The 25217-nt window shown below is 60.0% G+C and carries 21 protein-coding genes and 2 tRNA genes; 19 read left to right on the top strand and 4 right to left on the bottom strand.

Annotation, left to right across the window (positions count from 1 at the left end; genetic code table 11):
* The first annotated feature begins 85 nt into the window (after positions 1–85).
* Together motA and motB are read left to right on the top strand one after the other, a co-directional pair.
* Positions 86–937 carry a flagellar motor stator protein MotA gene (gene motA / locus ACIPY9_RS02925; protein ID WP_400696882.1) on the top strand — a complete coding sequence of 284 codons (852 nt, stop codon included), beginning with the start codon at positions 86–88 and terminating at the stop codon, positions 935–937.
* A 3-nt stretch (positions 938–940) separates the two neighbouring features.
* The gene (motB, locus tag ACIPY9_RS02920; RefSeq protein ID WP_400696880.1) at positions 941–1966 is read left to right on the top strand and encodes a flagellar motor protein MotB; all 1026 of its coding nucleotides are present in this window, start codon (positions 941–943) and stop codon (positions 1964–1966) included.
* 52 nt (positions 1967–2018) lie between these two features.
* Here the strand turns inward: motB and rsgA are convergent, their stop codons facing one another.
* Positions 2019–3050 carry a small ribosomal subunit biogenesis GTPase RsgA gene (gene rsgA / locus ACIPY9_RS02915; RefSeq protein ID WP_400696878.1) on the bottom strand — a complete coding sequence of 344 codons (1032 nt, stop codon included), beginning with the start codon at positions 3048–3050 and terminating at the stop codon, positions 2019–2021.
* Between the two features lie 94 nt (positions 3051–3144).
* Between rsgA and orn the strand changes: the two genes are divergently transcribed.
* Positions 3145–3678 carry an oligoribonuclease gene (orn, locus tag ACIPY9_RS02910; protein WP_400696877.1) on the top strand — a complete coding sequence of 178 codons (534 nt, stop codon included), beginning with the start codon at positions 3145–3147 and terminating at the stop codon, positions 3676–3678.
* A gap of 99 nt (positions 3679–3777) precedes the next feature.
* The gene (locus ACIPY9_RS02905; protein WP_400696875.1) at positions 3778–4389 is read left to right on the top strand and encodes a trimeric intracellular cation channel family protein; all 612 of its coding nucleotides are present in this window, start codon (positions 3778–3780) and stop codon (positions 4387–4389) included.
* 126 nt (positions 4390–4515) lie between these two features.
* Here the strand turns inward: ACIPY9_RS02905 and queG are convergent, their stop codons facing one another.
* On the bottom strand, positions 4516–5595 hold the full coding sequence (gene queG / locus ACIPY9_RS02900) for a tRNA epoxyqueuosine(34) reductase QueG (RefSeq protein WP_400696874.1): 1080 nt from the start codon (positions 5593–5595) through the stop codon (positions 4516–4518).
* 63 nt (positions 5596–5658) lie between these two features.
* On the opposite strand from queG, the gene ACIPY9_RS02895 reads away from it, so the two are divergent.
* The 12 genes from ACIPY9_RS02895 to ACIPY9_RS02840 all read left to right on the top strand — a co-directional run bounded on the left by ACIPY9_RS02895 (position 5659) and on the right by ACIPY9_RS02840 (position 20685).
* Entirely contained in the window at positions 5659–7155 is a 1497-nt protein-coding gene (locus ACIPY9_RS02895; RefSeq protein WP_400696872.1) for an NAD(P)H-hydrate dehydratase, read from the top strand.
* Entirely contained in the window at positions 7143–7613 is a 471-nt protein-coding gene (gene tsaE / locus ACIPY9_RS02890) for a tRNA (adenosine(37)-N6)-threonylcarbamoyltransferase complex ATPase subunit type 1 TsaE (RefSeq protein ID WP_400696871.1), read from the top strand. The genes ACIPY9_RS02895 and tsaE overlap by 13 nt, the downstream gene beginning before the upstream one ends.
* Positions 7614–7627: 14 nt before the next feature.
* The gene (locus tag ACIPY9_RS02885) at positions 7628–9043 is read left to right on the top strand and encodes an N-acetylmuramoyl-L-alanine amidase (RefSeq protein ID WP_400696870.1); all 1416 of its coding nucleotides are present in this window, start codon (positions 7628–7630) and stop codon (positions 9041–9043) included.
* On the top strand, positions 9043–10989 hold the full coding sequence (mutL, locus tag ACIPY9_RS02880) for a DNA mismatch repair endonuclease MutL (protein WP_400696869.1): 1947 nt from the start codon (positions 9043–9045) through the stop codon (positions 10987–10989). Before ACIPY9_RS02885 ends, mutL begins: the two co-directional genes overlap by 1 nt.
* On the top strand, positions 10990–11961 hold the full coding sequence (miaA, locus tag ACIPY9_RS02875; protein WP_400696868.1) for a tRNA (adenosine(37)-N6)-dimethylallyltransferase MiaA: 972 nt from the start codon (positions 10990–10992) through the stop codon (positions 11959–11961). It abuts the gene before it with no gap.
* Positions 11962–12052: 91 nt separating this feature from the next.
* Complete coding sequence (gene hfq, locus ACIPY9_RS02870) at positions 12053–12313, top strand: RNA chaperone Hfq (protein WP_122315994.1); 261 nt, start codon at positions 12053–12055, stop codon at positions 12311–12313.
* Positions 12314–12325: 12 nt separating this feature from the next.
* Entirely contained in the window at positions 12326–13627 is a 1302-nt protein-coding gene (gene hflX, locus ACIPY9_RS02865) for a ribosome rescue GTPase HflX (protein ID WP_400696866.1), read from the top strand.
* A gap of 96 nt (positions 13628–13723) precedes the next feature.
* Positions 13724–14899 carry an FtsH protease activity modulator HflK gene (gene hflK / locus ACIPY9_RS02860; RefSeq protein WP_400696864.1) on the top strand — a complete coding sequence of 392 codons (1176 nt, stop codon included), beginning with the start codon at positions 13724–13726 and terminating at the stop codon, positions 14897–14899.
* Positions 14899–15768 carry a protease modulator HflC gene (hflC, locus tag ACIPY9_RS02855; protein ID WP_400696863.1) on the top strand — a complete coding sequence of 290 codons (870 nt, stop codon included), beginning with the start codon at positions 14899–14901 and terminating at the stop codon, positions 15766–15768. The genes hflK and hflC overlap by 1 nt, the downstream gene beginning before the upstream one ends.
* Before the next feature lie 272 nt (positions 15769–16040).
* The gene (locus ACIPY9_RS02850) at positions 16041–17228 is read left to right on the top strand and encodes an ATP phosphoribosyltransferase regulatory subunit (RefSeq protein WP_400696861.1); all 1188 of its coding nucleotides are present in this window, start codon (positions 16041–16043) and stop codon (positions 17226–17228) included.
* A 54-nt stretch (positions 17229–17282) separates the two neighbouring features.
* Positions 17283–18575: an adenylosuccinate synthase gene (locus ACIPY9_RS02845; RefSeq protein ID WP_400696859.1), complete on the top strand. Its 1293-nt coding sequence runs from the start codon at positions 17283–17285 to the stop codon at positions 18573–18575.
* A 175-nt stretch (positions 18576–18750) separates the two neighbouring features.
* Positions 18751–20685, top strand: coding sequence for a methyl-accepting chemotaxis protein (locus ACIPY9_RS02840; protein WP_400696858.1), 1935 nt, complete (start codon positions 18751–18753; stop codon positions 20683–20685).
* A gap of 127 nt (positions 20686–20812) precedes the next feature.
* Here ACIPY9_RS02840 and ACIPY9_RS02835 read toward each other — a convergent pair.
* Both ACIPY9_RS02835 and ACIPY9_RS02830 read right to left on the bottom strand, forming a co-directional pair.
* Positions 20813–20899 (bottom strand) — tRNA-Leu (locus ACIPY9_RS02835).
* A gap of 166 nt (positions 20900–21065) precedes the next feature.
* Positions 21066–21152: transfer RNA gene (locus ACIPY9_RS02830), tRNA-Leu, on the bottom strand.
* Between the two features lie 225 nt (positions 21153–21377).
* On the opposite strand from ACIPY9_RS02830, the gene rnr reads away from it, so the two are divergent.
* From rnr to rpsF, 3 genes are all read left to right on the top strand, one after another.
* Positions 21378–23990 (top strand): ribonuclease R, encoded by a 2613-nt coding sequence (gene rnr / locus ACIPY9_RS02825; RefSeq protein WP_400696856.1) that lies wholly within the window; start codon positions 21378–21380, stop codon positions 23988–23990.
* Complete coding sequence (rlmB, locus tag ACIPY9_RS02820; protein ID WP_400696854.1) at positions 23987–24748, top strand: 23S rRNA (guanosine(2251)-2'-O)-methyltransferase RlmB; 762 nt, start codon at positions 23987–23989, stop codon at positions 24746–24748. The genes rnr and rlmB overlap by 4 nt, the downstream gene beginning before the upstream one ends.
* 250 nt (positions 24749–24998) lie before the next feature.
* Positions 24999–25217, top strand: a 219-nt coding sequence (gene rpsF, locus ACIPY9_RS02815; RefSeq protein WP_400696853.1) for a 30S ribosomal protein S6, incomplete at its 3' end; no start/stop codon positions are given.

Raw genomic sequence — 25217 nt, 5'->3', positions numbered from 1 at the left:
TATAGTCTGGCCCAATGAGGCCGATACGTAGAACAAGAGTTTCCGCACATGTCCCTGAACCCGACTCGATAAGTATTTTCTACCTATGGCTAAAATTATCGGCATCATCGTCGTTATCGCGAGCGTGCTCGGCGGATACGTACTGTCCCATGGCAAACTTGCAGCGCTGTTTCAGCCTTATGAAGTGCTGATTATCGGTGGTGCTGCCCTGGGTGCATTCCTCCAGGCCAACCCTGGCTATATGACCATGCACGTCTTCAAGAAATCCTTGCAGATGTTCGGTACGCGCTTCACTCACGCCTACTACCTTGAAGTGCTGGGCCTGGTCTACGAGATCCTCAACAAGAGCCGTCGCGAAGGCATGATGGCCATTGAAGGGGATATCGAGGAGCCGGCTTCCAGCCCGATCTTTGCCAAATACCCCGGCGTGCTCAAGGATGCGCGCATGACGGCCTACATCTGCGATTACCTGCGAATCATGTCGTCGGGCAACATGGCCCCTCATGAACTCGAAGGTCTGTTCGACATGGAATTGTTGAGCATGAAAGAAGAGCTCGAACACCCTTCCCACGCCATTACCGGTATCGCCGACGGTATGCCCGGTTTCGGTATCGTGGCTGCGGTACTGGGTATCGTGGTGACCATGGCGTCCCTGGGTTCCGGCGACAAGGCGGCGATCGGTATGCACGTAGGTGCGGCACTGGTGGGTACCTTCTTCGGTATTCTCGCGGCCTATGGCTTCTTCGGCCCGCTGGCCACTTCCCTGGCCCACGATGCCAAGGAAGAAATGAACGTCTATGAATGCATCAAGGCTTCGCTGGTGGCTTCGGCATCCGGCATGCCGCCTTCGCTGGCCGTGGAGTTCGGCCGCAAGGTTCTGTACCCGGCGCATCGACCCAGCTTCAGCGAGCTGGAACAAGCGGTTCGCGGTCGTTAAGTCATGGAAAATAATCAGCCGATAATCGTCAAGCGCGTCAAGCGCTTCGGTGGAGGACACCACGGCGGTGCCTGGAAAATCGCCTTCGCTGACTTTGCGACAGCGATGATGGCGTTCTTCCTGGTGCTGTGGCTGATGTCTTCTGCCACGCCTGAGCAGTTGATCGCGGTCGCCGGTTACTTCAAGGACCCGGTCGGCTTCACGGACAGTGGCTCGCCTTACGTGATCGATCTGGGCGGCTCGCCTGAAATGTCGCCGAACCAGACCATCAACCCGGAGGTCAAGACCACGCCTTCCCCGGATACGGTGCCGATCGAGTCCGACACCTCCGAGTCCAAGGCCGAGCAGGTCGAGCAGGAGCGTCTTGAGATGCTGTTGCAAGAGCTGCAGAACAAGGTCGAAGAGAACCCGCAACTGCAGAAGTTCAAGGATCAGATCCTGTTCGAGATTACGCAGGATGGCCTGCGGATCCAGATCATGGATGCCGATAACCGGCCGATGTTCGACTCCGGCAGTGCGCGTCTGAAGCCGTATTTCGAGGACATTCTGCTGGCCATGGCCGACACCATTCGCACGGTGCCGAACAAGATCAGCATCAGCGGTCACACCGATGCCAAGCCTTATGTGGGCAGTGGTGAGTTCGGTAACTGGGAACTGTCGGCAAACCGTGCCAACGCGGCGCGTCGTGCGCTGGTGGCGGGTGGTTACCCCGATCCTCAGGTTGCCCGGGTGGTTGGATATGCATCTTCGGCGCTGTATGACCGTGAGCATCCGTTCAATCCGGTGAACCGCCGCATCGACATCGTCGTGCTGACCAAAAAGGCCCAGCAGCGTATCGAAGGTGACCAGAACACCGGCGGCGCGCCTCAAACGCCTGCTGCACCATCGGCCCCGGCAGCCCCCGGTGCTCCGGGAGCGTCCACGACGACGCCACCCGATCCGCAGGCGTATGCCCAGCCTCATGAGATCCGGCAAAAGCTGAATATCTTTGAAGAGGGGCCGTTGCGCACGGAGCCTGCCAGGAACTGACATGTGACAGATGCAAAAACGCCGCGATCATCGCGGCGTTTTTGTGTGCGGCTCAGTAGCTGTCTTGCGGCAGGCTGGCGATGATCGAGCGGTAGCTGTTCATGCGCTGTTGCTGGACACGGCCCTCTTCAAGGGCCTTGAGCAGGGCGCAGCCCGGTTCGCGGTCATGCTTGCAGTCCCGGAAACGGCAGGTGCCGATCAGGTCGTTGAACTCGATGAAGCCGGCCTCCACATCGGCGCGGCTGACATGGCCCAGGCCAAACTCGCGGATGCCCGGCGAGTCGATCAGATCTCCGCCCCGCGGGAAGTGGAACAGGCGGGCGGTGGTTGTGGTGTGGGTGCCCTGGCCGGAAAACTCCGACAGCGGACCGACACGTGTCCCGACTTCCGGCAGCAGGCTGTTGACCAGCGAGGACTTGCCCACACCGGACTGCCCCACGAACACGCTGATATGGCCGTCGAGACGGGCTTGCAGCTGTTGCATGCCATCGCCTTGGTGCGCCGACACTTCCATGACCGGATAACCCAGTGTCCGGTATACGGCCAGCAGGGCGTTGAGCGCCGGAGCGTTCTGCTCGTCGATCAGGTCGGCCTTGTTGAGCAGCAGCAACGGGTGAATGCCAGCGTGCTCGGCTGCGACCAGATAACGGTCGATCAGGTTGGCGTGGGGTTCCGGCATGGGCGCGAAGACGATCACGATCAGATCGACGTTGGCGGCCACCGGCTTGAGCTGGCCGCGGGTATCCGGGCGACAGAGTTCGGTGGTGCGCGGCAGTTGCGCCACGATCACGCCAATCCCCTGATTGCCGGCGCGCCAGACGACCTGATCGCCTGTGACCAGTGCCGGCAGGTTGGCGCGCAGGTGGCAGCGGAAGACCTGACCCTGTTGTTCGCCTTCCCGGGCCTCGACTTCAACCTGAACGCCGAAGTGCGCGATGACCAGCCCTGTCTGCTCGGGGCCGAGATCGCCACCTTCCAGCGTTTCCAGAGCCAGTGTTTCGCGTTTTGCGGCGCGCGCAGCACGTTCGCCCTGGATCTTTTCGATGCGCCAGTTCTGGCGGCGGTTGAGTTGGCGTTTGGCCATGGGTGTTCCGAGTCGATAGAGCGGATGATTTAATCGGCGGAGTCTAGCACGCCATGGTGAGCTAAACTGCGCTCCTACGCCGAGGAGTCGTCACATGCAGAACAAGCAAAACCTGATTTGGATCGATCTGGAAATGACCGGTCTGGACCCGGACAACGATGTCATCATCGAAATGGCCACGATCATCACCGACAGTGAACTCAATACCCTGGCCGAAGGCCCGGTGATTGCGGTTCATCAGAGCGACGAGATCCTGGCCGGGATGGACGAGTGGAACACCCGTCAACACGGTGGATCGGGCCTGACCCAGCGCGTGCGTGAAAGCACCATCAGCATGGCTGAGGCCGAGAAGCAGACCCTGGACTTCATCAAGCAATGGGTTCCGGAACGCAGTTCGCCGATCTGCGGTAACAGCATCTGTCAGGACCGCCGCTTCCTGTACCGTCACATGCCGACCCTGGAAAACTACTTCCACTACCGCAACCTGGACGTCTCCACTCTCAAGGAACTGGCTGCACGCTGGTCGCCGGAGCTGAAGTTCAAGAAAGGCAGCACCCACCTGGCACTGGATGACATCCGCGAGTCCATCGCCGAGCTGCGTTTCTATCGCGAGCATTTCATCAAGTAACGACCTGGCGCATGAGTGCAGTGAATAAACTTCGTTGCACTCTTTCAGTGCGTTGATCCGCTGGTTAGACTGCGCGCCTTTGTCGCAGGTGTCACCGCCATGTTGCTGATGCTTTACCTGATTGCCATCACCGCTGAAGCCATGACCGGTGCCCTGTCTGCCGGACGTCGGGGCATGGACTGGTTCGGTGTGGTGCTGATCGCCTGTATCACTGCACTGGGCGGAGGTTCGGTGCGTGATGTACTGATCGGGCATTACCCGCTGACCTGGGTCAAGCACCCGGAATATCTGGTCCTGACCAGTGTGGCGGCGCTGGTCACGATCTTCATCGCCCCGCTGATGCGCCATCTGCGTTCGCTGTTTCTGGTGCTCGATGCCTTGGGGCTGGTCGCCTTCACCCTGATTGGCTGCATGACGGCACTGGAAGCCGGGCACGGCATGCTGATCTCAGCGGTGTGCGGCGTGATCACCGGTGTGTTTGGCGGCATCCTGCGGGATATCTTCTGTAACGACATTCCCTTGATCTTCCGGCGTGAACTCTATGCCAGCGTGTCATTCCTTGCCGCGTGGTGCTTCCTGCTGTGCCGTTATCTGGAGTTGCCAACAGAGCAGGGAATCCTGATTACCCTGTCCGGCGGATTTCTGCTGCGCCTGCTGGCGATTCGTTTCAAGTGGGAAATGCCGAAGTTTGTCTATAAAGACGAACATTGAGCAGGAGCGAATTCATTCGCGAAGACTCCATACCTGCCCCGATATTTCTTGCGGATGTACCGGCCTTTTCGCGGTTAAAACCGCTCCCACGGATTGTGAACTGCCCCTTTGCGAATGAATTCGCTCCTACAGGTTGTGTTGTTTTAGCGCCCATTCCACATGCTCGCGCACCATCTCCGACGGGTAATCACGGCGTGCTTCCAGTGCCTGGAGCACGGGAATGGTTGACGGTGCGTTGCCCAGTCCCACGGCCAGATTGCGCAGCCAGCGCTCATAACCGGCGCGGCGTAGCGGTGAGCCTTCGGTGTTGCTCAGAAACGTGTCTTCGTCCCACATGAACAACTCGGCCAGCCCCGCATTGTCCAGGTTGTGACGCGGTTTGAAGTCGTTCTGGTCCGTGGGGCGGGCGAACCGGTTCCAGGGGCAGACGATCTGGCAGTCATCGCAGCCAAAGACCCGGTTGCCGATCAGGGCGCGCAGCTCTTCGGGGATGGCGGTCTTGAGCTCGATGGTCAGGTAAGAGATACAGCGCCTGGCATCCAGCACGTAAGGGCCGACGAAGGCTGCGGTGGGACAGATGTCCAGACAGGCCGTGCAGCGTCCGCAATGCTCGGTGGCATGAGGCGGGTCCACAGGCAGTGGCAGATCGACGAACAGCTCGCCCAGAAAGAAAAAGCTGCCGGCCTTGCGATTGAGCACCAGCGTGTTCTTGCCTATCCAGCCCAGCCCGGCCTGTTCCGCGATGGCTTTTTCCAGTACCGGCGCACTGTCTACAAACGCCCGGAAGCCAAACGGCCCGATCGCTTGCTGGATACGTTCGGCCAGTTGCTGGACGCGCTTGCGGACCAGCTTGTGGTAATCGCGCCCCAGCGCGTAGCGCGACACGTAGGCTTTTTCCGGTTCGGTCAGGCGCTGGGCCATTTCGGTATCGCCCGGCAGGTAGTCCATGCGCAGCGACACCACCCGCAGCGTGCCCGGCACCAGTTCGTCCGGATGGGAACGTTTGCTGCCATGGGCTGCCATATAGTCCATCTCGCCGTGATAGCCCGCGTCGAGCCAGCGTTCCAGATGCTGTTCGTGCTCTGCCAGATCCAGCCCGGAAATGCCGACCTGTTGAAAGCCCAGCTCACGGCCCCACTCCTTGATCGATTGCGCAAGGGCGATGAGGTTGTCGGAAGTGGGAAGTTCAGCAGTAATAGCAGGCATGCGCAGAGAGAAACCGGGTCCAAGGTGCGTATAATTCTGCCAGACATCGGAGCCCGGATACGCATGTTCGACACTAAACCTCATTTACCCGACGCGCTGTACAGTGCTGCGCAGGTCCGGGACCTTGATGCCCGGCTGATTGCCGCAGGTACGCCGGGCCTGGAATTGATGCACCGCGCTGCCCATGCCACCTGGCGAGCCGTGCGTCGGCGCTGGCCCCAGGCTGGCGAACTGACGGTACTGGCCGGGCGTGGCAACAATGCGGGCGATGGGTATCTGGTGGCGGCGCTGGCCCTCAAGGCCGGATGGCGAGTGACGGTGCTGGCTGTCGGCGATTCGCTCGCGTTGGCGGGTGATGCGGCAACAGCTTATGGCGAGGCGGTTGCAGCGGGCGTCGATATTCAGCCATGGACCGCTCAAGCGCTGTCTGGCGTGGTGCTGGATGCCTTGTTGGGTACAGGTTTGAAGGGAGAGGTGCGTGAGCCTTACCGGTCGGCTATCGAGGCCATCAATGCCAGCGGTCTTCCGGTTGCAGCGGTGGATATTCCGTCGGGCCTGAGTGCCGATACCGGGCATGTAACGGGCGTTGCGGTGCGGGCCGATCTTACCGTGACCTTTATCGGCATGAAGCTGGGCCTGTTGACCGGTGATGCGGCCGACCGGGTTGGCGAGCTGGTTTTTGACGACCTGCAGGCCGATGCGGCTCTGGTTGCACAGACATCGGTCAGTGCGAAGCGTCTGGATACATTTAATCTGCCGTTACTGGAACCACGTCCACGGGCCGCCCATAAAGGCCTGTATGGGCGCGTGCTGGTGATCGGCGGTGATCATGGCCTGGGCGGTGCAGCCTTGCTGAGCGCCGAAAGCGCATTGCGCAGCGGTGCGGGCATGGTCACGCTGGCCACTCGCAGCGAGCACGTACCGGCGGCGCTGGCGCGGATGCCCGAAGTCATGAGTGCCGCCATACATTCAGCCAACCAGTTGCTGGCCCTGATCGAACCGGCTGCCGTGCTGGTCGTCGGGCCCGGTCTGGGGCAGGCGAGCTGGGGGCGAAGCCTGTTGTCGGCGGCTGCCGATGCCCCGAAGCCGCAGGTCTGGGATGCCGATGCCCTGAATCTACTGGCGGGCAGCCAGGTGAGTCTGCCGGCAGGGTGTGTGATGACCCCGCATCCGGGGGAGGCGGCACGCCTTCTGGGGATTCCGACCCGTGAAGTTCAGGCCGATCGCCCTGCTGCGGCCTTGGCGCTTGCCCGGAAATTCAGGGCGGTCTGCGTGCTCAAGGGCAGTGGTAGCCTGATTGCCGATGCCGACGGGCGGCTGGCCTTGTGTGATCGCGGCCATCCCGCCATGGCCACCGCTGGCCTGGGCGATGTGCTGGCCGGGGTGATCGCTGCGCTGATGGCACAACATCTGGCACCGTTCGAGGCTGCCTGTCTCGGTGTCTGGCTGCATGCCCGGGCTGGAGAACTGGTCGGTGCCGGCGGTCGCGGGCTGGCGGCAAGCGATACAATTGCAGTCATTCGTCAGTTATTGGAGGAGTTACAACCGTGTCTGAGTTAACGCTGCATTTGGCTGGCGAAGAGGCCATGATGGGCTTTGGCTCGCGTCTGGGACAGGTCACGGAAGGCGTGGGTGTCATTTTTCTGGAGGGTGACCTGGGGGCCGGCAAGACCACCCTGTCGCGAGGCCTGATCCGTGGCCTGGGGCATGTCGGGGCGGTCAAGAGTCCTACGTTCACCCTGGTCGAGCCTTATGAAATCGGCTCGATACGTGCCTTTCACTTCGACCTGTATCGTCTGGTAGATCCGGAAGAGCTGGAGTACATGGGCGTGCGGGATTACTTCGATGGCGGGGCGCTTTGCCTGGTCGAATGGCCTCGGCGGGGCACAGGCTTTTTGCCAAAGCCTGACCTGACCATTACCATTAGGCCGCACGAGCAAGGTCGTTCTGTAACATTGAGCCCGCAAGGTTCGCGTGGCGAAACCTGGTGTGCCACTTTGGCGTTGGAATTCAAATAGATATGGGGTCAGGTATGCGCATGCGCGCGCGGGTTACTGTAGTGGGGCTGCTGTTGATGGCCTTTGCCGTCGAAGCGCTGGCCGCTACGCAAGTACGAAGTGTCCGCTTATGGCGTGCGCCGGATAACACCCGGCTGGTCTTCGATCTGTCGGGCCCTGTCCAGCACAACGTGTTCACGCTGACGTCGCCCGATCGTCTGGTCATCGACATCAATGGTGCGACCCTGGCCGGGTCTCTTGACGTAGCAACGGCCAACACGCCGATTACCAGCCTGCGCTCGGCCCAGCGCACGCCAACCGATCTTCGGGTCGTCATCGACCTGAAAAAGGTCGTGACCCCCAAAAGCTTCACCCTGGCCCCGAACCAGCAATACGGCAACCGTCTGGTGGTGGACCTGTTCGACAATCCGGCCGATGCCAACCCGACTCCCACCATTCCGGACAACGTTGCCAATACGGCGCCTGCCGTTCCGGTGAGTCCTGCCAAGCCTGAAATCAAGCTGGCGCCGGTGCCTAACGGCAAGCGTGACATCGTGGTCGTGATCGATGCCGGCCACGGTGGCGAGGACCCTGGTGCTTCGGGCGGCAGCGGGCAGCAGGAAAAAAACGTCGTGCTCTCCATTGCCAAGGAGTTGCAGCGTCAGGTCAATGCCGAAAAGGGGTATCGCGCCGAGCTGACGCGTACCGGCGACTATTTCATTCCATTGCGTAAGCGTACGGAAATCGCTCGCGCCAAGGGCGCAGACCTGTTTGTCTCCATTCATGCCGACGCGGCTCCGTCCAGGGCAGCTTTCGGTGCGTCGGTGTTTGCCTTGTCCGATAAGGGCGCGACCTCCGAGACAGCGCGTTGGCTGGCCGACAGTGAAAACCGTTCCGACCTGATCGGTGGTGCCGGTGCGGTGAGCCTCGACGACAAGGACCGGATGCTGGCCGGCGTGCTGCTGGACCTGTCGATGACCGCTTCGCTGTCGTCGAGCCTGAACGTCGGGCAAAAGGTGTTGAGTAACATCGGTCGGGTGACGTCGCTGCACAAGTCCCGTGTCGAGCAGGCCGGGTTCATGGTGCTCAAGTCCCCGGACATTCCGTCGATCCTGGTGGAGACCGGTTTCATCTCCAACGCCAACGAAGCGAACAAGTTGACCACGGCTTCCCATCAGCAGGCCCTGGCGCGCTCGATCAACTCGGGGGTCAAGCAGTTCTTCCAGCAAAACCCGCCTCAAGGGACCTACATTGCCTGGTTGCGGGATAACGGCAAGCTGGCACAAGGGCCTCGTACCCATGTCGTGCGTTCCGGGGAAACCCTGGCGATGGTGGCCGCCCGTTACGACATGAGTGTGTCGACCTTGCGCAGTGCCAATAACCTGAAGACCGATGCCTTGCGCATCGGCCAGGATCTGAGCATTCCGAGCACGGAGGTCGCGGCGCAATAATGAGTGATCTTCTTCTCGACGGTGAGCCGTCCGAAGCCGCCACTACGGCCTTGAACGCCGCCCGGATCGAACTGCTCAGCCCGCGGCTGGCCAACCAGATTGCAGCGGGCGAGGTGGTGGAGCGACCGGCCTCGGTCATCAAGGAACTGTTGGAAAACAGCCTGGATTCCGGTGCCCGCCGTATTGACGTCGATGTCGAACAGGCCGGGGTCAAGCTGCTGAAGGTGCGCGACGACGGCAGCGGTATTTCTGCCGATGACTTGCCGCTGGCACTGGCGCGTCACGCCACCAGCAAGATTCGCGAACTGGAAGACCTTGAGCGGGTCATGAGCCTGGGGTTTCGTGGCGAGGCGCTGGCATCGATCAGCTCGGTTGCGCGCCTGACCCTGACTTCCCGTACCCGTGATGCCGACAAGGCCTGGCAGGTTGAAACCGAAGGCCGCGACATGGCGCCTCGCGTGCAACCCGCCGCGCATCCGGTCGGTACGTCGGTGGAAGTCCGCGACCTGTTTTTCAATACTCCGGCACGTCGCAAGTTTCTCAAGGCCGAAAAGACCGAGTTCGACCACCTTCAGGAAGTCATCAAGCGCATGGCGCTGGCGCGCTTCGATGTCGCCTTCCATTTGCGTCATAACGGCAAAAGCGTGCTCAGCCTGCATGAGGCTCATGACGACACCGCACGGGCGCGTCGTGTCGGTGCGATCTGCGGTTCGGGCTTTCTGGAGCAGGCGCTGCCGATAGAAATCGAACGCAATGGCCTGCACCTGTGGGGCTGGGTAGGGTTGCCGACCTTCTCGCGCAGTCAGGCGGACCTTCAGTATTTTTTCGTCAATGGCCGCGCCGTTCGCGACAAGCTGGTGGCTCACGCTGTCCGGCAGGCGTATCGCGATGTGCTGTTCAACGGTCGCCATCCGACGTTCGTGCTGTTCTTTGAGCTGGACCCGGCGGCAGTGGACGTGAACGTCCACCCGACCAAGCACGAAGTGCGCTTCCGTGATGGCCGCATGGTGCATGACTTCCTGTACGGGACTCTGCACCGTGCCCTGGGCGATGTACGCCCCGACGATCAGTTGACCAGTGCGCCGATACCTGTGGTTGAACGTCCTACCGGGCAGATGGCCGGGGAGTTCGGGCCACAGGGTGAAATGCGTCTGGCGAACAATGTGCTGGAGCAGCCGCAGGGCGAGCCTTATGCGCGACCGGCGTCAGGCGGTTCGGGCGGCAGTGGTGGCTATCAATATCAGTATTCGCCGCGCCCGGCGTCGGCGTTGCCTGCGGCCGAAGCACAAAGTGCCTATCGTGAGTTCTTCGCGCCGCTGCCCGATGCGGCACCGGTTGCCCTGCCCGAATCGCAAAGCGATATCCCGCCTCTGGGTTACGCGCTGGCGCAGCTCAAGGGTATCTATATCCTGGCCGAGAACGCCCACGGGCTGGTGCTGGTGGACATGCATGCCGCCCACGAGCGGATCATGTACGAGCGTCTGAAGATCGCCATGGCCAGCGAAGGCCTGAGCGGTCAACCGCTGTTGGTGCCTGAATCCCTGGCGGTCAGCCAGCGTGAAGCCGATTGCGCGGAAGAGCACATTGCGACTTTCCAGCGTCTAGGCTTCGAGTTGCAGCGCCTTGGCCCGGAAACCCTCGCTATCCGGCAGATTCCGGCCTTGCTCAAGCAGGCCGAGGCGAATCGTCTGGTCAGTGATGTGCTGGCCGATTTGATGGAATACGGCACCAGCGACCGGGTGCAGGCGCATATCAACGAACTGCTGGGCACCATGGCCTGTCATGGTGCCGTTCGGGCCAACCGTCGTCTGGCTATCCCGGAAATGAACGGCTTGCTGCGCGATATGGAGAATACCGAGCGCAGCGGCCAGTGCAATCATGGTCGACCGACCTGGACCCAGATGGGGCTGGACGATCTGGACAAACTCTTCCTGCGCGGTCGCTGAATGAATGCCTTACCTCCGGCCATCTTTCTCATGGGGCCAACGGCTGCCGGCAAGACCGATCTGGCCATTGAGCTGACCAAAGTCCTGCCTTGCGAGCTGATCAGTGTCGATTCGGCGCTGGTCTATCGTGGTATGGATATCGGCACGGCCAAGCCTTCTCGTGAGCAACTGGCCGAGTTTCCACACCGGTTGATCGATATTCTCGACCCTTCGCAAAGCTATAGCGCCTCCGATTTCCGCACGGACGCCCTGGCGGCCATGGCTGAAATCACGGCCCGCGGGAATATTCCTTTGCTGGTCGGCGGCACTATGTTGTATTTCAAGGCTCTATTGGACGGTCTGGCAGATATGCCGGCTGCCGATGCGCAGGTCAGGGCCGAGCTGGAAGCACGTGCCCGGACCGAAGGCTGGCAGGCGCTGCACGATGAACTGGCCGCCGTGGACCCTGTATCGGCGGCCCGTATTCACCCCAATGATCCCCAGCGTCTGATCCGGGCTCTTGAGGTTTATCGTGTCAGCGGAATGAACATGACGGCGCATCGGGAGCAACAATCTGTGCAAAGTGCCCAGGCTGCTGCGTCGGGACGCCAGCAATTGCCCTATACTGTCGCCAGCCTTGCGATTGCTCCGGTTGATCGCAAGGTGTTACATGACCGTATCGCACTACGTTTTCTGCAAATGCTGGACCAGGGATTCCTGGACGAAGTACTGGCCTTGCGCTCAAGAGGAGACCTTCATTCAGGGTTGCCATCGATAAGAGCTGTCGGTTATCGCCAGGTCTGGGATCACCTGGATGGAAAGCTGACCCGGGATGAAATGCAGGAGCGGGGCATCATTGCAACGCGTCAACTGGCCAAGCGGCAGTTCACCTGGCTACGCAGTTGGGAGAATTTACACTGGTTGGACAGCCTGGCTTGCGACAATCTGCCACGCGCCTTGAAATACTTGGGATCGGTCTCCATATTGAGCTGAGTCCTTGCAATAGCCGTCTATCCTTGGGGGGTGGCGGTTTTAGCCAATTGAATTCGTTTTATTATTATTGATCCTTAAAGGAGTGCGGCACATGTCAAAAGGGCATTCGCTACAAGACCCTTACCTGAACACCTTACGTAAAGAAAAGGTCGGGGTTTCGATCTACCTGGTAAACGGTATCAAGCTGCAAGGCACGATCGAGTCTTTTGACCAGTTCGTCATTTTGCTGAAAAACACTGTCAGCCAAATGGTCTACAAGCACGCTATTTCTACTGTTGTTCCGGTTCGTCCAATCCGCCTGCCTAGCGCTACCGATTCCGATGCGGGTGATGCTGAGCCAGGTAACGCCTGATAGGAGTCTGCCTTGTTCTTTGAGCGCCACAGTGGTGGTGAACGGGCCATTCTCGTTCATCTGGATGGTCAAGACCCTGAGGCGCGCGAAGATCCGCAGGAGTTTCAGGAGTTGGCCATATCGGCAGGTGCCGATACCGTCGCGTTTATCAACGTGCCGCGTCATCGGCCATCGGCCAAATACCTGATTGGCACTGGCAAGGTCGAAGAGCTTCGCGACCAGGTCAAGGCCGAACAGGTAGATCTGGTGATTTTCAATCACACCCTCACGCCCAGCCAGGAACGTAACCTCGAACGTGTCTTCGAGTGTCGCGTGCTGGACCGCACCGGTCTGATTCTGGACATCTTTGCGCAACGTGCGCGTACTCACGAAGGCAAGTTGCAGGTCGAGCTGGCCCAGCTTGAGCATATGAGTACCCGTCTGGTGCGTGGCTGGACTCACCTTGAGCGGCAAAAGGGGGGTATCGGTCTGCGTGGGCCGGGTGAAACCCAGCTCGAAACGGACCGCCGTCTGCTCCGGATTCGTCTGCGTCAGATCAAGGGGCGTCTGGAAAAGGTTCGCAGTCAGCGCGATCAGGCCCGCAGAGGGCGGCGACGCGCCGATATTCCTTCGGTTTCACTGGTGGGCTATACCAACGCCGGCAAATCGACCCTGTTCAATGCCGTGACCGATTCCGAAGTGTTTGCGGCCGACCAATTGTTCGCCACCCTCGACCCGACCCTGCGCCGTCTGCAACTCGACGACCTGGGGCCGATCGTGCTGGCCGACACGGTGGGGTTCATCCGCCATCTGCCGCACAAGCTGGTCGAGGCCTTCCGGGCAACGCTCGAGGAATCGAGCAACTCGGACCTGCTGCTGCATGTCATCGACTCCCACGAGCCGGAGCGCATGTCACAGATCGAACAGGTCATGGCGGTGCTGGGCGAGATCGGGGCCGAGGGCTTGCCGATCCTCGAGGTGTATAACAAACTCGATTTGCTGGAAGGGGTGGAGCCTCAGATACAGCGCGATGCCGATGGCAAGCCGCAGCGTGTCTGGTTGTCTGCCCGTGACGGTCGAGGGCTGGACCTGCTCAAGCAGGCTGTAGCCGAGTTGCTCGGTGACGATTTGTTTGTGGGCACCTTGCGTTTGCCCCAGCGTTTTGCTCGACTGCGTGCACAGTTCTTCGAGCTGGGGGCGGTGCAGAGCGAAACGCATGACGAAGAAGGTGCCAGCCTGTTGGCAGTACGTTTGCCGAGAGTTGAATTGAATCGTCTGGTGAGTCGCGAAGGACAGCAGCCACTGGAGTTCATTGAGCAACACACTTTGCAATAAAAGCGCGCTAAAGCCATTGTACGGCTTTAACGGGCATTCTGTAGCATGGGGCGGCGCGCCGCGGGCGCGTCTTTGCTTTATCAGATGGAGAGCGCTATGGCTTGGAATGAGCCGGGTGGCAACTCGAATAATCAAGATCCCTGGGGTGGAAAACGCCGTGGCGGCGACCGCAAGGGACCACCTGATCTCGACGAGGCCTTCCGTAAGCTGCAGGAAAGCCTGAATGGGTTGTTCGGCGGCGGAAAGAAACGCAGCAGTGATGGAAATGGTGGCGGTTCGGGCGGTGGTGGCGGCTTCGGCCTGCTGGGCATCGGTCTGGTCGTGCTGTTTGCTTTCTGGCTGTACAACGCCGTTTATGTCGTTGATGAGCAGGAGCAGGCTGTCGTATTGCGTTTTGGCCAATACTACGAAACCGTCGGTTCGGGTCTGAATATCTATTTCCCGCCGTTCGATCGCAAGTACATGGAAAACGTCACTCGCGAACGTGCCTACAGCAAACAGGGTCAGATGCTGACCGAAGACGAAAACATCGTCGAAGTGCCGCTGACCGTACAGTACAAGATCAGCAACCTGCAGGATTTCGTGCTGAACGTCGATCAGCCTGAAATCAGTCTGCAGCACGCGACCGAAAGTGCTCTGCGCCATGTCGTGGGTTCCACGGCGATGGATCAGGTGCTGACCGAAGGTCGTGAACTGATGGCCAGCGAAATCAAGGAGCGCCTGCAGCGTTTCCTCGATACCTACCGCACCGGTATCACCATTACCCAGGTGAACGTGCAGAGCGCTGCTGCTCCGCGTGAAGTGCAGGAAGCCTTCGATGACGTGATCCGTGCCCGTGAAGACGAGCAGCGTGCACGCAATCAGGCCGAAAGCTACGCCAACGGTGTGATTCCTGAGGCGCGTGGTCAGGCCCAGCGCATTATTGAAGATGCCAATGGTTATCGCGACGAAGTGGTTTCCCGTGCCAAGGGTGAGGCGGATCGCTTTACCAAGCTGGTTGCCGAATACCGCAAGGCCCCTGAGGTCACCCGTCAGCGTCTGTACCTGGACACCATGCAGGAAGTCTTCAGCAACACCAGCAAGGTGCTTGTGACCGGTGACAAAGGCCAGAACAATCTGCTTTACCTGCCGCTCGACAAGATGATCGAAAGCAGTCGTGGCGGTGCCGGTAATCCATCGGTTAGCGGTGGTTCGTCCACGACTGGAACTGATGTCGGTGCCCGGGCTACCGATATTCAGCAGCGTGACGTGCGTACCAGGGAGAGCCGTTGATGAGCAATAAATCACTGATCACCCTGATTGTCGGCGTCGTGCTGGCAATCGTGGCCTGGAACAGCCTTTATGTCGTGTCCCAGACCGAGCGTGCGGTTCTGCTGCAATTCGGTCGTGTGGTAGAGGCTGATGTGCCGCCGGGCCTTCATGTGAAGATTCCTTACATGAACCAGGTGCGCAAGTTCGATGGTCGTTTGCTGACGCTCGATGCGCCTACCCAGCGTTTCCTGACGCTGGAAAAGAAAGCCGTCATGGTCGATGCCTATGCCAAGTGGCGCGTGAAGGATGCGGAGCGTTTCTACACCGCGACTTCCGGCCTCAAGCAGATTGCCGATGAACGTCTGTCGCGTCGTCTGGAGTCCGGTCTGCGCGACCAGTTCGGTAAGCGCACCCTGCACGAAGTCGTGTCGGGTGAGCGTGACGCACTGATGTCTGACATCACCGGTTCCCTGAACCGGATGGCCGAGAAAGAGCTGGGTATCGAAGTGATCGATGTCCGGGTCAAGGCCATCGATCTGCCGAAGGAAGTCAACCGCAGTGTGTTCGAGCGCATGAGCACCGAACGTGAGCGTGAAGCCCGTGAGCACCGTGCCAAGGGTAACGAGCTGGCAGAAGGTATTCGTGCCGATGCCGATCGTCAGCGTCGCGTGCTGCTGGCAGAAGCCTATCGCGAGTCTGAAGAGACACGTGGTGATGGCGATGCCCAGGCGGCTGCGATCTACTCGAAGGCTTATGGCCAGGACCAGGATTTCTACGCGTTCTACCGTAGCCTGCGTGCCTATCGCGAAAGCTTTGCGAACAAGAGCGACGTGATGGTGCTTGATCCGAAAAGCGAGTTCTTCCGCTTCCTGGAGAAAGCCAAGCCGTAATTCATCATCCCCACTGGGCGGCAAAACCGCCCGGTGGGGTGATCGTACGGTAAAACGTGTGTATGATGCGGCAGCCGGGAAATTCCCGGCTTTTTTGCGTCTGCACGATTGATTGGCCGCAGTTGCTTTGGCAGGCGGCAAGATTTTTCGAGGAGAGCGGTCTGCAAGGGCTGTCTCGGTGTTTGTCGTGCCCGTCATACGGGGCGACCGCTCTCTGCTTCACTCAAGGCTTGCCTCAGGGCTGGCCACCCGGACCATAGGGGAATGGCGTAATGGCAACGGTTGACCGCTGGCTGCTACCAGATGGCATCGAAGAAGTACTGCCACCAGAGGCGGCGCGTATCGAAGTAGCGCGTCGTCAGGTGTTGGATCTGTTCCAGAGCTGGGGCTATGAGTTTGTCGTCACCCCGCATATCGAATACCTGGAGTCCCTGCTCACCGGAGCAGGCTCCGATCTGGATCTGCGCACCTTCAAGGTGGTGGATCCGCAGTCGGGTCGGCAGATGGGCTTTCGGGCCGACATCACGCCACAGGTTGCACGTATCGATGCGCATACCCTCAAGCGTGAAGGGCCAAGCCGTCTCTGCTATGCCGGCAGCGTCCTGCACGCCCAGCCGCGTGCGCTGTCATCCTCGCGCAGCCCGATCCAGCTGGGTGCCGAGTTGTATGGCGATGCAAGCCCGAGCAGCGATGTCGAAGTCATCAGCCTGATGCTGGCGATGCTGCAACTGGCAGATGTGCCCGATGTCCACATGGACCTGGGGCATGTCGGCATCTACCGTGGCCTGGCGCGTGCTGCCGGTCTGTCCGGTGAGGTCGAGCAGCAGCTTTTCGATGCGCTGCAACGCAAGGCCATCGACGAAGTGATTGCCCTGACGGCCGATCTGCCGCAAGAACTGGCTAATATGCTGCGTGCGCTGGTCGACCTGTGTGGTGGTCGCGAAGTGTTGGCGGCTGCGCGTGATCGCCTGGCCAATGCGCCTGCGCCTGTGCTGGCGGCGCTGGACGATCTGCTGACCATCGCCGATCGCCTCTCGGCCCGCTTCCCGCAGTTGCCTCTGTATTTCGACCTCGGTGAGCTGCGCGGTTACCACTACCATACAGGTGTGGTATTTGCGGTGTTCGTACCGGGCGTGGGTCAATCGATCGCTCAGGGCGGTCGTTATGATGATATCGGTGCCGACTTCGGTCGCGCCCGTCCGGCGACCGGCTTCTCCACGGACCTGAAAACCCTGGTGACATTGGGGCGTGCGGAAATCGAACTGCCATCCGGCGGTATCTGGATGCCGGACAGTACGGATGCGGCGCTCTGGCAGGCGGTCTGCCAGTTGCGCAGCGAGGGGCAGCGTGTGGTTCAGGCTTTGCCTGGGCAGCAAGTGAGTGCAGCGCGTGAGGCCGACTGTGATCGGCAATTGATTCAGCATGGCGAGCGTTGGCAGGTAATGCCGCTGGCTTCTTGAGTATTCCTGCCGGCCGCCGCCGGCACCCAGTTTGCGTGAATGAGGACAAGTGTTATGGGTAAGAATGTCGTAGTCCTGGGCACCCAGTGGGGTGATGAGGGCAAAGGCAAGATCGTTGATCTGCTGACCGAACATGCTACCGCCGTGGTTCGCTATCAGGGCGGCCACAACGCAGGTCACACTCTGGTGATCGATGGCGAGAAGACCGTATTGCACCTGATTCCGTCCGGTGTACTGCGCGAAGGCGTGCAGTGCCTGATCGGTAACGGTGTGGTGGTTGCACCCGATGCGCTCATGCGCGAAATCATCAAGCTGGAAGAGAAAGGCATTCCGGTGCGCGAGCGCCTGCGCATCAGCCCTTCCTGCCCGCTGATCCTGTCGTACCACGTTGCGCTGGATCAGGCGCGTGAAAAAGCCCGTGGCGAACTGAAGATCGGCACGACCGGTCGCGGTATCGGCCCGGCTTACGAAGACAAGGTTGCGCGTCGCGGCCTGCGCGTCGGCGATCTGTTCCACCGTGAGCGTTTCGCGGCCAAGCTGGGCGAGTTGCTCGACTATCACAACTTCGTGCTGGTCAATTACTACAAAGAGCCTGCCATCGACTTCCAGAAGACGCTCGACGAGTGCATGGAATACGCCGAGCAGCTCAAGCCGATGATGCTCGACGTCACTGCTGCGCTGCATGAGATGCGTCGCGATGGCAAGGACATCATGTTCGAGGGTGCTCAAGGTTCCCTGCTGGACATCGACCACGGTACCTACCCGTACGTCACCAGCTCCAACACCACGGCCGGTGGTATCGCGACCGGTTCGGGTTTTGGTCCGATGTACCTGGATTACATCCTGGGTATCACCAAGGCCTACACCACTCGCGTTGGTTCGGGTCCTTTCCCGACTGAGCTGTTCGACGACGTGGGTGCTTTCCTGGCCAAGCGTGGCCACGAGTTCGGTGCTACCACCGGTCGTGCCCGTCGTTGTGGCTGGTTCGACGCGGTCATCCTGCGTCGTGCCATCGAGATCAATAGCATCTCGGGCCTGTGCCTGACCAAGCTGGACGTACTCGACGGTCTGGAAACCATCAACATCTGCGTCGGCTACGAGAACGAAGACGGTGCCGTCATCGAAGCGCCTACCGATGCCGACAGCTACAACGGCCTGCGTCCGGTCTACGAGCAGATGCCGGGCTGGAGCGAATCCACGCTGGGTGCCAAGACCCTGGAAGAGCTGCCTGCCAACGCGCGTGCCTACATCAAGCGTGTGGAAGAGCTGGTAGGTGCGCCTATCGACATCATCTCCACCGGCCCTGACCGCAACGAAACCATCGTTCTGCGTCATCCGTTTGCCTGATCGGGCTCGTTGAGCTACTAAAGAAGGGTCGCCTCGTGCGGCCCTTTTTTATTTTCAGCTGTTCGGTATACGGGGTGCGGGATTGCACTTGCCGAACGGCACGACGCTTGCTACACAGAAAGCGTCAAAAAAAGTGCCATTATTTTAATGTCACCCAAGGTGGAGGGATTCTCCTGTGTCAGCTGTGCTCTCTCTTTTACGCAGCCGCTTGCTGCGTCCGGTTTTCATCGCGCTGGGCATTGCCCTTTTGGTGCAGGTGCTGGTTGCCGTTGCTCTTACCCGGAGCACTGTCACGGCTCTTGAGGCGGATCTTGCCAGTCGTCTGGGGGTAGATTCGCAACATTTATCTTCCGAGCTTGAGCAGGCGAGTAGCGAGGTGACATCAAGTCTTGATGCGCTTTCTGCCAACACGCGTCAGCGCTTGAGTGCGGGTCTGTCGACACGCCTCAAGGATGAGCAGGGGCATCTGCGTGCCACGCTGGAAAAAAACCTCAAGGATTCGGCCACCGACATGGCCGAACTGCTGGCGGCGGTGGCTCCGCGTGCCATGTGGGATAACGACACGCCTACGCTGTCTGAATTCGCGCGTCGTGCGCAACGCAATCCCAATGTGCTGTTTGTCGTCTATGACGATGCGGCCGGTGAGCACCTGACCCGCTACCTCAATCGGGACAACGTCCTGATCAAGGCGCTGCTGGCCAAGGGGGAAGGCGAGCGGGCCATGGACAAGGTCCTGAATGCCGCGAAAACCGATCCTTCTGTCTATTACGTCGAGGCGGCCATCAGCCCCAATGGCGTGGAAATCGGCAAGGTGCGCATGGGGGTTTCCACGGCGACGGTCGAGGAAAGCCTGGTCGCGCTGGACAAGCGCTTCTCGTCCCTTATCGCCAGTGGCGAGCAACTGGTTTCAGAAAGCCTGGCCGATGCGTCGAAAGACAGCGCGGCGGCACTGCGTAACCGTTTGCAATCGGCTCAATCGGCGGCCACGGCCATGGCGAGCAATACCAGCCTTGCCGTTCAGGGGGCGGCCGAGGATCTTCGCTGGCGGATCGGGTTGGGGCTGGCATTGGTAGGGCTGGGTGTGTTGCTGTTGGTGGCCGTGGTGCTTGGACGCCGGGTGGTCAGCAAGCTGCACATGCTGATTGCGGCGTTGAATGATCTCGCTGCGGGTGAAGGTGATCTGACCAAGCGTGTCAGGCTCGACAGCAATGATGAGATCGGTGACATGTCGGCGGCGGTCAACCGTTTCATCGACAAGCTTCAGCCTATCGTCCGTGAGGCGGGTGAGGTGGCTCAGCGTACGGGTGTCGAAATCGGTGTGATGAGCGAGCGAAATGCCGGGGCCGATGCGGCGGCAGAATTGCAGCGTGATGAAGTGGCGGCCAGCCTCAAGGCATTGGAACAGATGGCCGATGAGGCGCAGTCGGAAAGCAATGCCATGCAGGCCGCCTTGCAACAGGTGGTCGATATCAAGCAGGCGACCGACGAGAACACGCGGACTTCCAATCAGGTGGGCGGCTTGATCGAAGCGCTGGCCGGTCAGGTAGAAACCGGGGCTCAGGTCATTGAGCGTCTGGCGCAGCAAAGCGAGCAGATCGAGGTTGTGCTGGAGGTCATCCACGGGATTGCCGAGCAAACCAACCTGCTGGCCCTGAACGCTGCAATCGAGGCGGCGAGGGCGGGCGAGACGGGGCGTGGCTTTGCGGTGGTGGCCGATGAGGTTCGAGCGCTGGCCAGCAAGACGCAAAGCTCTACCGGAGACATTCAAGAGCATATCGGCGCATTGCAGCGCGGAGCCAAGGAAGCCGTGGCGGCTATCGGCCTTGCCGGGCGTCAGGCCAAGGAAGGGCTTTCGGTGCTTCGCGACAGTGCCAAACTGCAACAGACGGTGCAGGAGTCCGTCGAGCAGGTGCATGCGGCCATCGGGTTGGCAACCAGGGCGGCCGAGCATCAGGCCGAAGGTGCTCAGGCGGTGCGTGGTCGGGTTGAGGTGATTCATGCCCAGGCCGAGCGTGCAGCAAGGGCGGTAGTGGAAACGACGGCGAGTGGCAAGGTGCTCGATGGCCTGGCTGCACAGTTGAAGGCCAGCCTGGGGCAGTTCCGAGCGTAAGAATGTGGGAGCGAATTCATTCGCGAAGGTCTGGGTTGAACCACAACCGCTTCGCGAATGAATTCGTTCCTACGGTTTCAAACCCCGAAAAGCACAAAACCGAGCACAAGGCTCGGTTTCGTTGAATTGGTGCCCAGAAGAAGACTCGAACTTCCACGGCCTTGCGGCCACCAGCACCTGAAGCTGGCGTGTCTACCAATTTCACCATCTGGGCAGCATCTTCAGCGCTGTACGCTGTCGATGGGGCGCACTATACGGACAGTGATTCGATCTGTAAACCCCTGTTTTGGTTTTAATAATCAAAACCCTGAAATGCAAAAACCCGCTTTCGCGGGTTTTTGTGGGAGTCTGAAGATTGAAGTAATCTACAGCTCTGAATGTGGTGCCCAGAAGAAGACTCGAACTTCCACGGCCTTGCGGCCACCAGCACCTGAAGCTGGCGTGTCTACCAATTTCACCATCTGGGCATTATCGAGAGGTGTGTGCCTGTCGATGGCGCGCACTATACGGAGCGCCTTTTGAGCTGTAAACCCCTGTTGTTAAAAATAATTGGAAAAAATCGTGAATGCTGCCCAAAACGCTTTTCCGTAACCTTCAGAAGGTTTTTTAGTGGGGCGTTTGAGTCTGAAATTTCCCGTTTCAATAGGTGTATGCCAAACTAACCCGCATATAGACAAGGTGAAAACTCTCTAATGGCCGATTGGCAGTCCCTCGATCCCGAGGCCGCTCGTGAAGCGGAAAAATACGAAAACCCTATTCCCAGCCGTGAGCTGATTCTGCAGCACCTTGCCGAGCGTGGTTCGCCGGCGAGTCGCGAGCAACTGGTCGAAGAGTTCGGTCTGACCACCGAAGATCAGTTCGAGGCCTTGCGCCGTCGCCTGCGGGCAATGGAGCGCGATGCGCAATTGATCTACACCCGCCGCGGAACCTACGCGCCGGTGGACAAGCTGGACCTGATCCTGGGTCGCATTACCGGGCACCGCGATGGTTTTGGCTTCCTGGTGCCGGACGACGGCTCCGACGACCTCTTCATGAGCCCTGCTCAAATGCGCCTGGTGTTCGATGGCGACCGTGCCCTGGCGCGCGTTTCCGGCCTCGATCGTCGCGGCCGCCGTGAAGGTGTCATCGTTGAAGTCGTGTCCCGTGCTCACGAAACCATCGTGGGCCGTTACTTTGAAGAGAGCGGCATCGGCTTCGTCATTCCAGACAACCCGAAAGTCCAGCAGGAAGTGCTGGTTACGCCCGGGCGCAACAACAACGCGAAGATCGGCCAGTTCGTCGAGGTGAAAATCACCCATTGGCCTACGCCGCGTTTCCAGCCGCAGGGTGACATTATCGAAGTGGTGGGCAACTACATGGCCCCCGGTATGGAAATCGATGTTGCGCTGCGCACCTACGACATTCCCCATGTCTGGCCTGAAGCCGTGCTCAAGGAAGCGGGCAAGCTCAAGCCGGAAGTGGAAGAGAAGGACAAGGAAAACCGCGTCGACCTGCGTCACCTGCCTTTCGTGACCATCGACGGTGAAGACGCCCGCGACTTCGACGATGCCGTCTACTGTGAGGCCAGACCCGGCAAGCTGCGCCTGTTCTCGGGTGGCTGGAAGCTCTACGTGGCGATTGCCGACGTATCGAGCTACGTGAAGATCGGTTCGGCGCTGGACGCCGAGTCGCAGGTGCGTGGCAACTCGGTGTACTTCCCCGAGCGTGTCGTGCCGATGCTGCCGGAACAGCTCTCCAATGGGCTTTGCTCGCTGAACCCGCTTGTCGATCGTCTGGCCATGGTGTGTGAGATGACCATCTCCAAGACCGGCGAAATGACCGACTACGTGTTCTACGAGGCGGTGATTCACTCCCACGCCCGCCTGACCTACAACAAGGTCAGCACGATCCTGGAGCATCCGAAGTCAGCCGACGCCAAGACCTTGCGTGGTGAGTACGCCGAGGTGGTTCCGCATCTCAAGCAGCTTTACGCCTTGTACAAGGTGCTGCTGGGCGCTCGCCATGTACGTGGTGCGATTGATTTCGAGACTCAGGAAACCCGGATCATCTTCGGTTCCGAGCGCAAGATTGCCGAAATCCGCCCGACGACCCGCAATGATGCGCACAAGCTGATCGAAGAGTGCATGCTGGCTGCGAACGTGGCCACGGCCGAGTTCCTGAAGAAGCACGAAATCCCTGCGCTGTACCGCGTTCACGACGGTCCGCCGCCGGAGCGCCTGGAAAAACTGCGTGCTTTCCTGGGCGAGCTTGGCCTGTCGCTGCACAAGGGCAAGGAAGGTCCGACGCCGAAGGACTATCAGGCACTGCTTGAAACCGTGCGCGATCGTCCGGATTACCACCTCATCCAGACGGTCATGCTGCGTTCGTTGAGTCAGGCGGTGTACACCTCGGACAACAACGGCCACTTCGGCCTGAATTACGAGGCGTACACGCACTTCACTTCGCCGATTCGCCGTTATCCCGACCTGCTCACGCACCGTGCCATTCGCAGCGTGATCCGCTCGAAGCAGGACACGCCGCATGTGCGCCGTGCCGGTGCCGCCACGATTCCGAAGGCGCGCATCTACCCTTACGACGAAGCGATACTGGAGCAACTGGGCGAACAGTGCTCGATGAGTGAGCGCCGTGCCGATGAAGCCACCCGTGATGTGGTCAACTGGCTCAAGTGCGAGTTCATGAAGGACCGCGTGGGTGAGTCGTTCCCGGGGGTGATCACGGCGGTGACCGGTTTTGGTCTGTTCGTCGAGCTGACCGATATCTATGTCGAGGGCCTGGTGCACGTGACGGCTCTGCCGGACGATTACTACCATTTCGACCCTGTTCATCACCGTTTGGCGGGTGAGCGTAGCGGTCGTAGCTTCCGTCTGGGCGATACCGTCGAAGTGCGCGTCATGCGCGTTGATCTGGATGAGCGCAAGATCGACTTTGAAATGTCTGAAAAGACCACCAGCGCGCCTGTTGGTCGCAAGCGTCGTGGTCAGGAAACGGCACCTGCACCTGCTGCCGAAAAGGCCAAGGCTGCGGCCAAGCCGACCGGGCGTCGCGGCGCCTCTGCCAAGGAAGCGGTGTCCGAGGCCTATCGTCCCGGCGATGCCGCTGCCAAGAATGCGGAAGTTCGCAAAAGCCGGGAAATGAAAAAGGCGCTGCTTGAGCAGGCCAAGACCAGTGGCAAGGCATCGTCGGGCAAGTCCGACAAGTCCGGTGGCTCGGCATCGAAACCCACTAAACACCGTAAGGGCCCGTCCAGGTCGGGCTCGGCTCCTGCCGCGAAAAGTGGCGGGTCGCGTAAAAAGGCCAAGTCATGAGTCAGTTGGAAAAAATCTACGGTGTGCATGCCGTAGAAGCGTTGCTGCGTCACCACCCCAAGCGGGTCAAGCATATCTGGCTGGCTGAAGGCCGAAATGACCCGCGTGTGCAGGTCATCGTCGAGCTGGCTGGTCAGAATCGCGTTACGCTCGGGCAGGCCGAGCGTCGTGAGATGGATGCCTGGGTCGAGGGTGTGCATCAGGGCGTGGTCGCCGATGTCAGTCCGAGTCAGGTATGGGGCGAAGCCATGCTTGACGAGTTGCTGGACCGTACCGAAGGCGCACCGCTGATTCTGGTGCTCGACGGTGTAACGGATCCGCACAACCTGGGCGCCTGCCTGCGTACTGCCGATGCGGCCGGTGCGCTGGCGGTCATTGTGCCCAAGGACAAGTCAGCGACCTTGACGCCTGCCGTGCGTAAAGTGGCGTGCGGCGCGGCGGAAGTCATTCCGCTGGTGGCCGTGACCAACCTGGCACGCAGTCTGGAAAAACTCCAGCAGCGTGGCCTGTGGGTCGTGGGTACCGCCGGTGAAGCCGAGCAGGAGCTGTATCAGCAGGACCTCACCGGGCCGACGATCATCATCATGGGTGCCGAAGGCAAGGGTATGCGTCGCCTGACCCGTGAGCACTGCGACTATCTGGTGCGTCTGCCGATGGCAGGCAGCGTCAGCAGCCTGAACGTTTCTGTCGCGACGGGCGTCTGCTTGTTCGAAGCGATGCGTCAGCGTAGTGTGAAAGCAGCCGCTTCGCGGAAGTAGTCTCAAGCTACAAGCTACAAGCTACAAGCTACAAGCTACAAGCTACAAGCGGTCGGAGTGCGGCTTGCAGCTTATAGCTTGCCGCTTGAAGCTTTCTCTTTCCCTTGCAGCTTCCCTTCCCCTTCTCTACAATTGCGCCCCTTGCTGTCACGGCAGGCGCTTTTGTGTCTGTCCCTGAGCAAGACTAACAGTGTCATTCACTCCTTGTCTGACCGCTTTGGCGGCAGGCTACAACCCGTAAGGAGCATTCATGCGTCATTACGAAATTATCTTTTTGGTCCACCCGGATCAAAGCGAGCAAGTCGGCGGCATGGTTGAGCGTTACACCAAGCTGATCGAAGAAGACGGCGGCAAAATCCACCGTCTGGAAGATTGGGGTCGTCGTCAACTGGCCTACGCAATCAACAACGTTCACAAGGCTCACTACGTGATGCTGAACGTTGTAGATAACGGACATCAAGCGTCGACA

It is taken from the genome of Pseudomonas sp. NPDC089734 (assembly GCF_044748865.1).
Taxonomy (GTDB): Bacteria; Pseudomonadota; Gammaproteobacteria; order Pseudomonadales; family Pseudomonadaceae; genus Aquipseudomonas.
The sequence above is the reverse complement of the archived record's forward strand: the minus strand, read 5'-3'. Positions and strand labels throughout refer to the sequence as shown.